This is a genomic window from Streptomyces sp. NPDC028314 (assembly GCF_055565795.1).
In genome coordinates this window covers 1-13,212 of sequence record NZ_JBVHTP010000003.1, presented here as the reverse complement: position 1 = coordinate 13,212, position 13,212 = coordinate 1, and the positions used below count along the sequence as shown (strand labels likewise).

Annotated in this window: 14 protein-coding genes and 2 pseudogenes; 9 read left to right on the top strand and 7 right to left on the bottom strand. The window is 67.2% G+C overall.

The window, feature by feature from the left end:
* The first annotated feature begins 132 nt into the window (after nt 1-132).
* From ACZ4TG_RS07675 to ACZ4TG_RS07665, 3 genes are all read left to right on the top strand, one after another.
* Entirely contained in the window at nt 133-477 is a 345-nt protein-coding gene (locus ACZ4TG_RS07675) for a hypothetical protein (protein ID WP_468160499.1), read from the top strand.
* A 131-nt stretch (nt 478-608) separates the two neighbouring features.
* A complete protein-coding gene (locus ACZ4TG_RS07670; RefSeq protein WP_468161412.1) occupies nt 609-884 on the top strand; it encodes a hypothetical protein in 276 nt (91 codons plus the stop codon).
* Between the two features lie 48 nt (nt 885-932).
* A complete protein-coding gene (locus ACZ4TG_RS07665) occupies nt 933-1,325 on the top strand; it encodes a hypothetical protein (RefSeq protein WP_468160496.1) in 393 nt (130 codons plus the stop codon).
* A gap of 253 nt (nt 1,326-1,578) precedes the next feature.
* Here ACZ4TG_RS07665 and ACZ4TG_RS07660 read toward each other — a convergent pair.
* Nucleotides 1,579-1,785: pseudogene (locus tag ACZ4TG_RS07660) on the bottom strand (ISL3 family transposase); the annotation flags it as partial.
* A 322-nt stretch (nt 1,786-2,107) separates the two neighbouring features.
* Here ACZ4TG_RS07660 and ACZ4TG_RS07655 point away from each other — a divergent pair.
* Entirely contained in the window at nt 2,108-2,446 is a 339-nt protein-coding gene (locus ACZ4TG_RS07655) for a hypothetical protein (RefSeq protein ID WP_468160494.1), read from the top strand.
* Nucleotides 2,447-2,449: 3 nt separating this feature from the next.
* On the opposite strand, the gene istB is transcribed toward ACZ4TG_RS07655, so the two are convergent.
* A complete protein-coding gene (istB, locus tag ACZ4TG_RS07650; protein ID WP_468160492.1) occupies nt 2,450-3,211 on the bottom strand; it encodes an IS21-like element helper ATPase IstB in 762 nt (253 codons plus the stop codon).
* Nucleotides 3,198-3,356 (bottom strand): annotated as a pseudogene (locus tag ACZ4TG_RS07645) (CsbD family protein); the annotation flags it as partial. The gene istB and the pseudogene ACZ4TG_RS07645, both read right to left, overlap by 14 nt.
* 161 nt (nt 3,357-3,517) lie before the next feature.
* Between ACZ4TG_RS07645 and ACZ4TG_RS07640 the strand changes: the two are divergent.
* On the top strand, nt 3,518-3,874 hold the full coding sequence (locus tag ACZ4TG_RS07640; protein WP_468160490.1) for a hypothetical protein: 357 nt from the start codon (nt 3,518-3,520) through the stop codon (nt 3,872-3,874).
* Nucleotides 3,875-4,756: 882 nt separating this feature from the next.
* Here the strand turns inward: ACZ4TG_RS07640 and ACZ4TG_RS07635 are convergent.
* The 4 genes from ACZ4TG_RS07635 to ACZ4TG_RS07620 form a co-directional block, all read right to left on the bottom strand.
* The gene (locus ACZ4TG_RS07635; RefSeq protein WP_468160488.1) at nt 4,757-5,947 is read right to left on the bottom strand and encodes a DUF4241 domain-containing protein; all 1,191 of its coding nucleotides are present in this window, start codon (nt 5,945-5,947) and stop codon (nt 4,757-4,759) included.
* Between the two features lie 298 nt (nt 5,948-6,245).
* Nucleotides 6,246-7,379: an IS630 family transposase gene (locus ACZ4TG_RS07630; RefSeq protein ID WP_468160486.1), complete on the bottom strand. Its 1,134-nt coding sequence runs from the start codon at nt 7,377-7,379 to the stop codon at nt 6,246-6,248.
* Between the two features lie 73 nt (nt 7,380-7,452).
* Nucleotides 7,453-8,181: a dienelactone hydrolase family protein gene (locus tag ACZ4TG_RS07625; RefSeq protein ID WP_468160484.1), complete on the bottom strand. Its 729-nt coding sequence runs from the start codon at nt 8,179-8,181 to the stop codon at nt 7,453-7,455.
* A gap of 285 nt (nt 8,182-8,466) precedes the next feature.
* The gene (locus ACZ4TG_RS07620; RefSeq protein WP_468160482.1) at nt 8,467-9,165 is read right to left on the bottom strand and encodes an LbetaH domain-containing protein; all 699 of its coding nucleotides are present in this window, start codon (nt 9,163-9,165) and stop codon (nt 8,467-8,469) included.
* A gap of 124 nt (nt 9,166-9,289) precedes the next feature.
* On the opposite strand from ACZ4TG_RS07620, the gene ACZ4TG_RS07615 reads away from it, so the two are divergent.
* The 4 genes from ACZ4TG_RS07615 to ACZ4TG_RS07600 all read left to right on the top strand — a co-directional run bounded on the left by ACZ4TG_RS07615 (nt 9,290) and on the right by ACZ4TG_RS07600 (nt 12,796).
* Nucleotides 9,290-10,093 carry a glycosyltransferase family 2 protein gene (locus ACZ4TG_RS07615; RefSeq protein WP_468161410.1) on the top strand — a complete coding sequence of 268 codons (804 nt, stop codon included), beginning with the start codon at nt 9,290-9,292 and terminating at the stop codon, nt 10,091-10,093.
* 57 nt (nt 10,094-10,150) lie between these two features.
* Nucleotides 10,151-10,879 (top strand): AAA family ATPase, encoded by a 729-nt coding sequence (locus ACZ4TG_RS07610; RefSeq protein WP_468160480.1) that lies wholly within the window; start codon nt 10,151-10,153, stop codon nt 10,877-10,879.
* 40 nt (nt 10,880-10,919) lie between these two features.
* Nucleotides 10,920-12,107, top strand: coding sequence for a hypothetical protein (locus tag ACZ4TG_RS07605; protein WP_468160478.1), 1,188 nt, complete (start codon nt 10,920-10,922; stop codon nt 12,105-12,107).
* 269 nt (nt 12,108-12,376) lie between these two features.
* Nucleotides 12,377-12,796 carry a hypothetical protein gene (locus ACZ4TG_RS07600; protein WP_468160476.1) on the top strand — a complete coding sequence of 140 codons (420 nt, stop codon included), beginning with the start codon at nt 12,377-12,379 and terminating at the stop codon, nt 12,794-12,796.
* Nucleotides 12,797-13,212 lie beyond the last annotated feature (416 nt).

Here is a 13,212-nt window from a genome sequence, read left to right as displayed (position 1 = left end):
GTGATCACGCCCCCAACCCACACAAAGGGCTGAAGTGCGCCCCCAACCCTGTCCAACTGTGCACCTTGTGCGACAGATCGTTTACAGAAAGTTTCGGCATCCCCAGGGCTAGCGCCACAACACAACACCGGGATGCGGATAATGGCGCCGCCGCGGCACGGCGACCACCTGCGGCGGGTCGCCCGCAGCCGGGACAACCACGTGTACACCAGCACCGGGGACGGAAACGGCCGGCAGGACTGCGGCACCCTCACACGCTGGCCCGTCACACACGCCCCGGCCCTCACCGTTCACGACGACCAGCTGTGGATCTTCCTGCGCGCCATGGACGGCAGCCTGGGCGCCGCCACCCGCCACAGCCTGGACTACCCCTGGAGTGACACCCACCAGTTCGGCGGAGAGAAAGCCATCACGACACTGGACGAGGCGTCCGCGGTCTCCCACGACGGCAAGCTGTACGTGATGTACCCCCGCTGACCCCGACCGCCTGGCTGCGTAGGTGGAAACGGGCTCTGCTCCACTTCCTGTGGAGGCTCACGGAAAGTGATGTCAGTGGGGTGTGGTGGTATGGCCTGGCTCTGTTGTTGACCTGTTGAGAGGCCACCGTGATGCCCGTATATCCGTCTCTGACCCGCGCATTGGCCGAGGCTTTGGTCGGTGTCCTGTGGTTCATCGAGGGCAGTGACGACGAGGAGATGGATCCGGACAACGCCGTGAAGGTGCTGGAGGGCGTCGCCCACCTGTTCAGCCAACTGTCGGCTGATCAGCGGCAGGAGCTGATCGATCTGGTCAGGGCGATGGCCGAAGCCGAGCCCGACCCGACCCGACGGGACTTCCTGGAAGGGTTCCCTGGAGGATTTGGGCTCGTCGAGGACGCGTCTTGAGTGTCTGTTTGAGATGGGTAGAAGCTCACGTCAGAGCGGAGTTGAGACGTGAGTTTTGACATCTTCGTGATGCGGTTCGACAAGGGCGAGACGGCTCCGCTGGACATGGCCGCCGCCCACGAGGTCCTCGACCCCTTCGCGGTGGCGCGGGACCCCGAGGCGGACGTCCTGTGGGTGAGGACGGCAGAAGGCGAGGAGGCGGACGTCTACCTCCAGCCCCCAGATGGCATCACCTTCAACCGCTTCGGCAGCGGCGCGATCATGGACCTCCTCGCCGACCTGCTGCGACGCCTCGACGCCGTCCTCGTCGTTCCAGGCGGGCCGGTCGTGCTGACGCGCGACGAGGCCCGGCACCAACTGCCGGAGGCCATGGTGGACGACTGCCCGGTGCTCGTCGCCCGCACCGGCGCGGAGATCGACCATGCGATCAGGACCGCCTGAACGGGCCGTCTGATCGGGCCGCATACGAGGGGGCCTCCCCGGTGCGAGAAGCACCGGGGAGGCTCCCTTACCTTGCGTGCGTGTCAACCCTCCGATCTGGAACAGGGCGCTCCTGGCCCGGAACGCGGCGGCGGCGCCGCTGCTGGTCTCGATAGGCCGCCTGCCTGCACGAACGGGCTGCACCCGTCCCATGCGTCACAAGCCTGGGCTGACATGGACTTCCATCCATCTCACGCAGACACTGAGCGAGCTTTCAGGAGAAGAGCAGGACGCGCTTTCGTAGCAGTTCGAATCCTGCACGGCCGAACATCTGACGTTTCAGCATCTTGATCCGGTTGACATGACCTTCGACGACTCCGGAGTTCCAAGGCAGTGAGAGGCCGGTGGAACTGGCGGCTTCGATCCATGCTGACAGCTGGTGACCGTCCAGCTGGATGAGTATGCGGGCGAACGAGCGCACGTGTGCGGCCAGGACATCGAGTTCGGGGCACGCGGCCAGGACAGTCTTGAGCTGGATTCGATCTGGTTCCTGCAGAGCGTTGGGCGGGTGAGAATCCATCGGGTGACGGTGCGGACCGTCGGCGGCCGGGGACCGATGGGCTGCGGCCTGCCCCGCAGCACGGAGCGGATGCAGTCGCGGACGCTGGCGTAACCAAGCGAGTGGCCCTGCTCCTTGATCTCCTGTCAACGCTCCGTGAAAACTGACCCCCGCAGAGTCCGGGAAAGTTGACCCCGCTCCTGAAGCACGGCTCTATGGGAACCGCTCGGGATAGTGTTCGGCCGTGAGTCTTGAACAGCTGCGCGGCCACTTCTACTGGCTGACGTCGATCGTCATTCGGACCGATCTGGAACCAAGCGAGGCTGTCATCGAGCTGAGCTCGGAGAGCGCGAGTGCGCGGCTTCGCCTGGTGGGCATCGTGCATGCGAGGGCCGACCTATCCGGCCCTGATGTGGACTTCGTGGACGAGGTCGTCGTGCGGGAACTGCCTCAGTCCGGCCCGTGGCCAGGCGAGGCCCGCCATCTTCTGCAGCACCACAACAACCGCTGTGCGCTGCAGTGGTTGACCATCATCGGTCCCAGCGAAGTGGAGATCCTCGCTGAGGAGTTCAGCGATGACTAGCGTTCAGTCCCGTCCGGCGCGGTCCTTCGCCAGGAGCTCGCGTCGCTGGCGGGTGCGGTAGGAGTCGCCGGTCAGGGTGAGGACTTCGGCGTGGTGAACGAGTCGGTCGATCATCGCGGCGGCGACGACGTCGTCGGAGAAGGTCTCTCCCCACCGACCGAAGGGCAGGTTCGAGGTCACCATGACCGAGCCCTGTTCGTAGCGTGAGGCGATGAGCTGGAAGAACAGGTTCGCCGCGTCCTGGTCGAACGGGATGTAGCCCACCTCGTCGATAATGATCAACTTGTAGCGGCGGATCTTCTTCAGCTCGCCTTCCAGGCGCCCGGAGTGATGGGCATCGGCCAGGCGGGAGATCCAGTTGCTGGCGGTGTCGAACAGGACCGAGTGGCCGGCCTGGGTAGCCTTGACGCCCAGGCCGATGGCCAGGTGGGTCTTGCCGAGCCCGGGTGGCCCAAGGAGGATCAGGTTCTCGGCCTTGGCGACGAAGGTGCCGGTCGCCAAGTGTGCCAGGACGTCGCGCCGCAGCGAGGGCAGGTGGTCCAGGTTGAAGTCCTCCAGGGTTTTGACCTGCGGGAAGTGCGCGGTGCGGATCCGCATCGTGGTTCCCTTGGACTCACGATCGGCGACCTGGCGCTGCAGCAGGGCGGCCAGGTACTCCTCGTGGGACCAGTTCTGGTCGCGCGCCTGGTCGGCGAGCTCTTCCCAGAACGCGCCGACGGTGGGCATCTTCAGCAGCCGGGCCAGGTAGGCGATCATGGACGGCATGCCGTCCTTGGGGAAGGCCACCCTTGACCTGGTCGGCGTGGCCGTCGGCGGTCATCCGCTGGTTGCCGGTCATGCGGCCCATGGCTTCCTTGGCCTTGCCCTTGGCCTGCTCGGCGTGGGCCTTGGTCTTCTCGGTGCCCGACATGGGGACCTCCTCGTGTAGTACCGGATTGGTCGTGACACTCCTGTGCTCGCGATCACCGCCCTCAAACGTCATGCGCCATGCGGCTTTTATGCGGTAGGTGCGTAGTCGTTTACGTAAATCTGCGGATGTCCCATGTCGCCCTCAGCGGCACCATGGCGGGCATGACCACACCAGAAGCGTTGCCCCCGGGCCTCAACTGGGTGACGGCCGACAGGGCGGCCGCTCTCTGGATGGTCAGACGTAGGTTCGTGCCCGAGGTGGCCTCCACCCACGGGGTGGGGACCAAGGAGCAGAAGAGTTACGGAACCTTGGGTGAGAGCACCGTCACCGTGTACTCCTACGCCGAGGTTCAGCGGGTGGTGGCGGAGCTCGAATCCGGTGAGGTGGTCCTGGACCCGTCCTGGCGGGTCGACACCAAGGAGGGGATAAGGGGTGCCCGGCGTGACACTCTGGCCACCTGCGGCTGGGTGGTGCTGATGCTCGCGGTAGTCATCGCCGTCGCCGTGCTGTCGAGCTGAGCCCGGACGCCGCGGGGCATGCCGATGGGCCTGTGCGGGCGCAGCCGGGGGCAGTGAGACCCGTTGCTGTGCCCTTGACGCGTCCTCGGCAAGGCCAGGGAGAGCTGGGGTCGGGTGGGGCCTGTGCCGGTATGGCGTGCGTGGGTGAGGCCCGGTGCCCGGTTTCCCCCGGGGGCAGTACTACCGGGCCGCCCAAGCAGCAGGTCCCGGTCAGAGACCGGCCGCGCCCGCCCCGGGCCCCAGGGAACGCCGGCCGGAGGAGCGAGGTACTACTACGGGCTCCTCGGGCGCTGTGCCGGAGTCCTCGGCCGGCTCGGCGGCGAGGCGGGCCCGGCGGGCAGCCGTGGGCGGTGCAAGGGGAGTTGCGGGGTGGGGGCCGGTACCCAGTGTGCGACGTTCGATCATCACCCCAGTTTCCTGCCTCGGCAGCAGGGTTCTGGCTGTGGGGGAGGTCAGTGCGCGGCTGATGACAAACAGGGCTGCGGTGTGTCAGTGGTGTTGACGTTCGGGTTGGCGGTTCGTCATGTGTTGTCACCGCACTGCGTCATGGCCTGTCAGTGGTGAACTTGCAGGTCACATGGTGATGATCTGCATGGTTTTGGCAGTGGGTTTCGGCAGGTTTTTGTCAGTGGTCTGGGTGTCGTTTCCGCTGGTAGGCGGGGTGTTAAGTACTGACGTGGGGTGCCGATGTGGTGCTGTCATGTCTGGTGTATGTGCTGGTCGTTTTGGTGCAGATCGGGTTGGCGCGGGCCGGTGTCGTCAGTCAACGTTCCCGCGCGTGCCGTAGAGACCTGTCAGCTCTCACCGTCACAGCCGAGTCCAGGCACTGAGGGCCAGCGACTTTCGTGGGCGGGCTGCCCAGCTGCGGTTATCTCGGACATGTCAGGCCCCGGTGGTGGTTCCGTCTTCTTCTGGGAGCAGCTCGGGCACCCCCTCCACGAGCACGACGACCGCGACGACTTCGCCGGCCTGGGAACGGCCGACCCAGACGGGATAGGTGCCGTCGCCTGTGGTCGCGAAGGCCGCCAGCTCGCCGCCGGTGGCCTGGTCCCGGGTACGCAGGAGGTACATGGAGTCGCTGATGTCCTCGTAGACGTCCGGGCCCAGGTCCGGGTCTCCCTGGATCAGTCCTCTCTCGAAGAGCGCGAGGAGGGGTCCCCAGGCTCCGGCATCGGCGAAGCAGCCGGTGGCTCCGTCGGTGTCGAAACCGGAGATCTGATCCTCGACGAAGAGCCGGAGGTCGTCGTCGGGCCTGAGCGCCATCTCCCAGCTCGTGGCGGGGGCTTCGCTGACGAGTACGCGGACAGCCATGGTGTCCGTGCGGGTGACTTCGCTCCCTTCCCACATGCAGTGGTAGCTGTGTCGGGCCTGAGCCTCCTCCAGTGCGTACTCCCCGGGCGGGACGGGGACTGTGATGTGCGGGCCGTCTTCGTGGTCGATGTCCGGGCCGGAGATTGCGAGCAGCCCGCTGGGTACGCGCAGGGTGCCGATGCGGCGTGGCTCCACGATCGTCATCTCGGGGTGGTATCCGTCGGTCACGCGTACCCCGGGCCGGAACAGCTCACCGATTGGTCCGGGCTGGACGGGGCGGGGTGGGCGCCAGCACGTGGTGGGCGCGAGCTCACCGCCTTCGCCGGCCGCCGCGGCTGGCTCGGTGATCTCGAAGACCGGCGGCTCCGTGAGTCCGTGAACCTGGGCCGAGAGCAGTGGCCACTCCCCGAAGACCGGCCGGTCCACCCAGCGCTCGTCATCGCGGCTCCTGGGCACGGCGACGTATATGCGCCCGCGCTCGCCCTGGGGCTGCTCTGTTCGCCGGCCCTTCCCGCCCGGGAAGAGCTCCACGGTGATGCGCGGGCACGCCTCGTCGAATTCCGTCATTTCTGGGCCGGTGTATTGCCAGCGGACGGTGCGCCGGGGCCACAGCCGCGTCGGGTCGTCCAGCAGCCGCATGTCGAGCTCGCAGGTACCGCGGCCCTGAGCGTCGTACGCCCACAGGCCGACGTAGTGATCCCGCCAGGAGACGAGCCGAACCTCCAGCGGAACCCCCCGGCCCGCCGGCCAATACACGACCACGTACGGAAGCCCAGCGGCATCCCGCTCACGGGCCTCGTCCACAGTTATCGGCCTCCAGGGGACGCGAGCCTCCGGATCCCACGCCCGCGCGTACCCCACCTCGACCACCATCGCTGCTCCCCACTCGCGTGTGTAACGAGCTGCAACATAGCCCCCACCTGTGACAACACCCCTCACCGGCATGCTCGGGTCGGTGAGGGGTGTCAGTTGGGTAGGCGGATGTGGATGGTGGTGGCGTGTTCGGTGAGTGCCTGATCCATATCCCCGTTTTCGAGGGGTTTGAGTCTCTAGTGCCGTGTCAGCCAACGTTCGCCCTGTCGACGACAGCACGGAGGCGCTCGTCCTGGGCGTGCTTGTTCCGCCAGATGATGTAGCGGCGGATCATGCTTCCCTGCTCTTTGTGGCTGGCGTGGTCGGTGCCGTCGAGAGCGAAGTACCGCAGGGCGGTGAACTGGGCCTCGATCCGGTTGAGCCAGGAGCTGTTGGTCGGGGTGTAGGCGATCTCCACGTTGTTCACCGCCGCCCAGGTTGCGAGCCGCTGGCAGCGTTTCGTCGTCAGGTGCGGTGAGTAGTTGTCGCAGACGATCGCGATGCGCACGTCCATCGGCTGCAGCGAGCGCAAGTAGCGGCAGAATTCAAGGAACTTGGAGCGGTTTTTGGTCTTCTTGATGTGCCCGTAGAGCCGGTCCTTGGCGAGGTCGTAGGCGGCAAACAGGTGCCGGACCCCGTGCGTGCGGGTGTAGGTCGCCCGTCGGCGGGGTCTGGGTTCCCTGTCCGGATCCTTGTGCCGTCCGCCGCGCTCGGCCCACTGCCGGCCGGGGTGGGGCTGGAGATTGAGCGGCCCGAACTCGTCGAGACATAAGACGACTTCGGGCTCGCCATCCTCGGGTATGACCTCGCCGTCGGCGATCGCGTAGAGGTGCTCGACTCGGGCTTTCTTGGCCGCGTAGTCGGGGTCGCGAGGGGTCTTCCAGGTCTTTATGCGTTGAAACGAGACGCCTTCCTCGCGGAGGAGGATGCGCAGGCCCTCGTGGCTGATGTCGTCGACCACCCCCTCGGCGACCAGGAAGTCGGCCAGCTTGGTCAGGCTCCAGGTCGAGAACGGCAGGCCGTGTTCGGCTGGCTTCGACTTGGCGATCTTCTTGATCTCCCGACGTTCCAGGAGGGTGAAGGTCTTCGGCCTGCCACCCTTGTACTTCGGGTAGAGCAAGTCGAAGCCATCGGCGTTGAAGTTGTGGATCACGTCCCGGACCCGGTCCGCCCTGGTGAACGTCACCTCGGCGATCTTCGCCACGGGCATGCCCTGCGCGGACAGCAGTATCATCTGCGCACGCCTCCAGGCCACCACCGACCCGGTGCCGCGCCGCACGATCCGCAACAGCCGGGCACTTTCCTCGTCATCGATCTCGCGCACCTGCACCCGCTCGGCCATGCCGAACAGTCTGGACCGAACGAGCTGGCCGGAAATGAGTTCCGGCCAGCTCGCCGAGCACTGCGATCTCGTGTCAGTTCAGATGCCGGGCGAAGAACCGCAGCGAGCTGTCCACTTCGAACGACGGCACATCCCCGTGCTTGCCGGGGTTGGCATGCATCGTCTTCTCAGCCGAGGCCAAGGCGTCGAACAACGCCAGGCTCTGGACCCGCGAAACCATCTGGTCGTCCCACTGGACCAAGAACTGCACCGGCACGGTGATCCGCGCGGCGTCCTCGGCCAGCCCGTGCACACCGAGCAGGCCCAGCACCGCAGCGCGTATCCGGGGCTCTGCGGCGATGAGCGCAATGCCGAGCCCGCACCCCATCGACATCCCGCAATAACCCACCGGGCCGACGCCGACCCGGTCGAGGCGCTGGACCGCAGTCAGGACCGCCTGCCAGTCCGCGACAGCCTGAGGGGCCAGATAGCTGTGCATGCTGGCGACCAGCGCGCCCGGATTCTCACCGGCGGCCATGCCGGCCCGCATCTCGGCCGCGATCCGACCGAACTCCTCGTCCTTGGGCCGACCACCGTGGTTGGGCGCGTCGATCGCGACGACCGCGAAACCCTCGGCGGCGTAGCGGCGCGCGCGGGACACGGCGCCGGGGGCCGTCTTGTGCAGCCCGCCGCCGTGGCCCAGCAGAATCAGGGGACGAGTACCGCAGGCGCCTTCCGGCGTCCACAGCACGCCGGGGATCTCGTCAAGGGTGAAGAACTGTTCGGTGACGCCGTCCGACGACGTCTGGGAGGTGAAGCGCATTAGCGTTTCAAGCCTTTCGGGATGCCTTGTGCGGGCGCTCCCTAGACCATGCAAAGGAGGGAGCCCCGACCTGTCACAGTGTTGATCGGTCTCACCTCCTCGAATGTGCAGTGGTGCACGGCGACGCCGAAACTATCACAAAGATCATCACTCGCGCCTCGCCGGGGCGAACGTTGCCTGATACGGCACTAGCATGAATATCCGGGGCCGTCAGGCGGTTCGGAGCCTTCCCATGAAGCTACGCGTGGCAGCGGTCGACCCGCTGCCACACACCGAACAGAGGGATCACATGCGGAAGGCGCGACGTCGGCGAACGTTCGTTTCCGAGGTGTGTGGGGCGGTGACGGTGCAGTCCTTCGGCACGGTCCGGATGGCGATGGTGACACCGCTGGTGATCTGGCATCGGCGGCCGATGGTGACGCCGGGCCCGATGCTGATGTTGTTGCCGGTCTGGGTGTCGTCGCCTATGACGGCCCCGAACTGGGTCGTGCCGCACCGGTAGAGGCCGGTTATGGTGCGGATGATCACTTCTCGGTCGGGCTTGCGCATGTCGGCGGTCATGTTGATCGCGGCGACGGTGACGCTGGCGGACAGGTGGGCTCGGGCCCCGAGGATCGTCCGGTTGACGCCGATCCGGTGTCCGAGGACGGCACCTTCCCCGACGAATGTGCCGGTGACTTCGCAGTTGAAGCCGACCTGTGCGCCGGCACACAGGACGCTGCCCTTTCTCACGGTGGTGAATTCGTGGACCTTGACGTCCGGGCCGATGATCACGTCGTCCCCGATGATCGCCGTGGGGTGGATGAACGCGGAGGGGTGGATGCGCTGGTCCTCCCCCAGGGTGACCAGGGCTTCGCGCTGGAGGCCCTTCCACTGGGCCAGGAACTCGGCCAGCTCGAACTTCTCCAGGCCGCCGTAGACGGTCGTGGCGATGGCTCCCTCGGTGGGGGCAGTGACGTAGTCGCCGAGGTTGATCCGATCCATTGCGATGGCCTCTCGTACGGTCCGGGGCTCGGGTTCGGCGGGGGTACGCTCGCCGTTCACCTGGCCCCGGAAGGAAGTGGTGGTGGTCGTGATCCGGCCGCGTGTGGGTGTCGCCGTGCTGACCATGGGCGACCGGATGCCCGAACTGCTGGCCCTGCTGGCCTCGGTGGCCAAGCAGGACGAACCCGCGGTCCGGGTCGTGGTCGTCGGGAACGGCACGGCCCTGCCGGGTCTGCCCGAAGGCGTGACCGTGGTGGAGCTGGAGGAGAACCTGGGGGTGTCCGGCGGCCGGAATGTCGCCTGGCGCCGCCTGCGGGACTTCGGGGACGTCGATGTCCTGGTGGACCTGGACGACGACGGCCTGTTGACCGAGGCCGATGTGATCCGCCGGATCGCCGACCTGTACGAGGCAGATGCCCGGCTGGGCATCGTGTCGTTCCGGCGGGTGCGGCTGCGGTATCTGCCGCACTACGACGGGCGGATCGAGGTGTTCTCCACCGAGGAGTGGGGCCGGCACCTGGGCAGCGCCTATCTCGCGGAGGCGGCGACGGTGGAGCAGCGCCGTGCGCTGAGTTCCGTCAGGGAGAAGAAGGCTCGTCAGTTGAAAGCGGATCTGAAGGCGGCGGAGAAGCTGCGCAAGACCCGCTACACGGCGACGACGACGGCTGCTGTGCCGCGTCCGCGGCGCACGGTCACTTCCTCGCAGGCCGAGGCGGAGATCGCCCGGGCTCGGAGCGTGGATCTGGCGGCCCGGGCGCTCCCGGACTTGATCCCGCCCCGCGAACCTCCAGCTTCCTGGGCCCGGCCGGTTGTCCGTCCCCGCCGCGGGGCCGACTCGCAAACAGATGCCGGGCAGGCGGAGGCAGCCGATGGCGGGCCGCCTGGAGCGGCTGACGTACGCAAGGACAGCGACAGCGGGGAGCGTTGAGTGATGGTGACTGCTGAGCGGCAGGGTCGGCTGCCGCGTGAGCGGGAGGACCACTTCATGCGCCTGCCGGGCGCCCAGGTGGTCTCCACGCGCGCGCTACTGATGGTGCGGGAGAACATCCGTGCCGCGATCGAGGCCAGGGCCATGATCTGTATTTACGGGCAGGCGGGCCGGGGGAAGTCGTTGGCGGTGAACACCTCGCTGCGTGAGCTGGCGCCGAGGCTGACGCGCCGGATCCAGTTCCGCTCGCGGCCCTCGACCCGAGACCTGCGCCACGAGCTGTTCCACGCTCTCGGGTTGCAGGGGCGTCCGCCGGGGCAGCCGATCGAGTTCGACCGGATGCTGCGCGGCGCTCTGGAGGCGACGCATGTCCTGGTCTGTGACGAGGCGCAGTGGCTGTCGAAGATGTGTTTCGAGTACCTGCGCTATTTGTGGGATGACATCGGCTCGGACCTGACGATCGTGTTCACGGGCGGCGACGGCTGTTTCGAGATGCTGCAGAGTGAGCCGATGCTGGAGTCCCGGGTGTATGCGTGGCAGGAGATCGAGCCGATGCCGCTGGAGGAGGTCCTCACCGTCATCCCGGCGTTCCATCCCGTGTGGGCGGACGCGGATCCGGACTTGATCGCGATGTGCGATGACGAGGCCGCGCACGGCAACTTCCGGGCCTGGGCGAAGATCACCCATCACCTGACCGCCGGGATGAAGGAGTCCGGACGGATCCTGGATGAGGACCTGCTGCGCTGGTCCTACAGCAAACTGCGCCAGCGCCCACTGGAGCCCTGAGGTGTTGGACTGCCCGAGTCCACCGCCGGTCACAGTGGTTGTGGACCCGTACGACGATGTAGTCCACACCCGAGCGGCGCTGGCCTCCCACGCTCCGCAGCACGGTCGACTCACCGTTCATCCGACCCCGGGCACCGATGCCGCGATCGCGCTGGCCTACGACGTCCTCGCCGCCCTGGGCAAGCCGGTCCCCGTGGCTGGCTACCGCCACCTAGACCCGGCCCCGGCCTGGTCGATCGCGGCCGCCTGGATCCTGGCCACCCCCATCACGCACCTGACCCTGCTACGCGCCCACCTGCTTACTCCGCACCGGTTCAGAGCTCTCCTCACCCTGCGCCGGCGTACCGGTGTCCGCCTGGTTCTGGTCTGCCACCACCGGTCCATGCGGGCATTCCTGGAACGTGAACTGCGGCAGGTGGACCACAGCGTTGCCGAGGCCTCCGCCCTGCTGCCCGAGGCCGAACCGGCCACCCTTGAGCGCCAGGCCTCCCAAGCAGCGCGGCCGTTGGCGAACCGCTGGATCAGCCTGCCCGCCCTGACCACCCTCAGGGCCCTCGACGACTCAACCGGCCCGTGCCGCTGCGCCGCGCCCATGGCGGCGGACCGGGACTTCTTCCCACCCGTGATGCCGCCGGTCACCGAGGCGGAGGTGGCGTGGCGCCTTCACCACGCCACGGCGCACCCGTACCTGGCGGCTCAGCTCGCCACGGCCGCGTTCACCGCGGCCTCCACCACCCAGCTCGCCACCGTGCAGGTTCGAGACCTGGCCCCGGACGGTACGACCGTCACCCTGCATGACAACGGGCTGCGCCGGGGCTGCATGACGCACCGCGTTCCCGACTGGGCCTGCCCGCTGCTGAGGGCGGCCGCTTTCCTCTGGAAGATCGGGTCCAATACCAGCGGCCCACTCTTCAGCGACCCGCTGGGAAGCGAGGAGCTGCCGTCCCTGACGACCTTCGCCGAGGACTGCAAGCTCCGCCCACCCCAACCGCCGCGCCCCAAGCTGCGCCGGAGCCGGCGAGCGGCAGTACCGAGCCCGAAGGAGCCGGTGAAGATCATCTGGCCCGTATGTACTGCTCATTACGGGCTCGCATGGGTCAGGGACGAACCCGATCTGATGCAGGGCTGTCCGCACCCGCCTCCGTACACGCGTAAGACCATCGAGAGGCGGAAGAGGGGGTGGCTGCCGCCGGACTACGGCTTGCGCGAGCTTCGCCACCTGCGCTGAGGCCACGAATCTGCAGTTCGTTGTCACTGGGGGAGTCGCCTGTTGCCCGTGGCCATGGAGTGTTGTTCGCGCTGGTGACGGGCTCGACGTGGCGGGGCTGGTGACAGGCCGTTGCGGCTTTGACGGTGACAAGCTATGACGTTCCAGCCGGACAGTTTCACCTATCCGCGACAGCGACGGTATGCCTGAGGTCCGGGTGAGGGTTTGTTCTCCAGAGTCGATCCGGACGTCAGAATGAATCAGACTCTGGAGGCTGGCATGATCGGGTCATGCTGCGTGTTGTTGAGTTCTTTGTGGTTCCGGACGACGGGGCGGCCGCTGTCGTGGGGCCGAGGCGTCGTGGTCATGGGTTTCCGGCGTTCGGGTGTGCGGATTTCTTTCCCGATGATGCGGTGGAGGACTGGGAGGTTCTCCTCGTCGGGGGTATGGCATCGGACCTGCGCGCTGTGGTGCCGATGAAGAATGACGGCTTCATGGTGTTCGAGGTCCCTGGGCGATTGTGTTCGGCGCTGGCGGCGGCAAGCAGAGGCCGGCTTGTTGAGGTTGCAGCCCAGTGGGTTGAGCTTACTGAGGCGAAGGACGGGGCCCCGGCAGAGATGGCGGTTGAGATCCTCACAGAGGTAGCCGATCTGGCTCGTACAGCAGGAGCACTGGGCCAGCCCCTGTACTGCTGGTACTTCGCTCCCTGAGTCAGACAGTTCCCAGTCGAGGCCATCCACGACGCAGGCCCCCTCTGCTGCTGGCGCTGGGCCCGCGGAGCGGGCCCTTGGCCCGGGAGGCGGAGCCGGAAGGGCCGGGGTGGGAGCGAAGCGGACACCCCAAAGGGCCGCAGGCCCGCACCCCGTGAAACGGGGTCACTTCCCGAGCAGAGCGAGGGAGTTCCGGCCCGCGCAGCGGGCCTCTTCGGTGAAGCGCAGCGGAACCGGAGTAGTCCGGAGCGAAGCGCAGGACTCCAGCTCGAAGCGAAGCGGAGAGCTACCGGCCGAAGGCCGGCCCCGGGCTGCGAAGCAGCCCCCACCGAGCGCAGCGAGGTGGCTCCCTCGGGCGAGCGCAGCGAGCCCGTTCAGTCCTGAGCGCGCAGCGCTCAGGAACCCGCTCCGCGGGG

Coding starts and splice junctions, on each gene's coding strand:
- ACZ4TG_RS07625 (WP_468160484.1), bottom strand. CDS start 8,181: ATGCGCTTCACCTCCCAGACGTCGTCGGACGGCGTCACCGAACAGTTC.
- ACZ4TG_RS07640 (WP_468160490.1), top strand. CDS start 3,518: ATGACCACACCAGAAGCGTTGCCCCCGGGCCTCAACTGGGTGACGGCC.
- ACZ4TG_RS07630 (WP_468160486.1), bottom strand. CDS start 7,379: ATGGCCGAGCGGGTGCAGGTGCGCGAGATCGATGACGAGGAAAGTGCC.
- ACZ4TG_RS07675 (WP_468160499.1), top strand. CDS start 133: ATGCGGATAATGGCGCCGCCGCGGCACGGCGACCACCTGCGGCGGGTC.
- ACZ4TG_RS07620 (WP_468160482.1), bottom strand. CDS start 9,165: ATGGATCGGATCAACCTCGGCGACTACGTCACTGCCCCCACCGAGGGA.
- ACZ4TG_RS07670 (WP_468161412.1), top strand. CDS start 609: ATGCCCGTATATCCGTCTCTGACCCGCGCATTGGCCGAGGCTTTGGTC.
- ACZ4TG_RS07600 (WP_468160476.1), top strand. CDS start 12,377: ATGCTGCGTGTTGTTGAGTTCTTTGTGGTTCCGGACGACGGGGCGGCC.
- istB (WP_468160492.1), bottom strand. CDS start 3,211: ATGCCGTCCATGATCGCCTACCTGGCCCGGCTGCTGAAGATGCCCACC.
- ACZ4TG_RS07615 (WP_468161410.1), top strand. CDS start 9,290: ATGGGCGACCGGATGCCCGAACTGCTGGCCCTGCTGGCCTCGGTGGCC.
- ACZ4TG_RS07610 (WP_468160480.1), top strand. CDS start 10,151: ATGCGCCTGCCGGGCGCCCAGGTGGTCTCCACGCGCGCGCTACTGATG.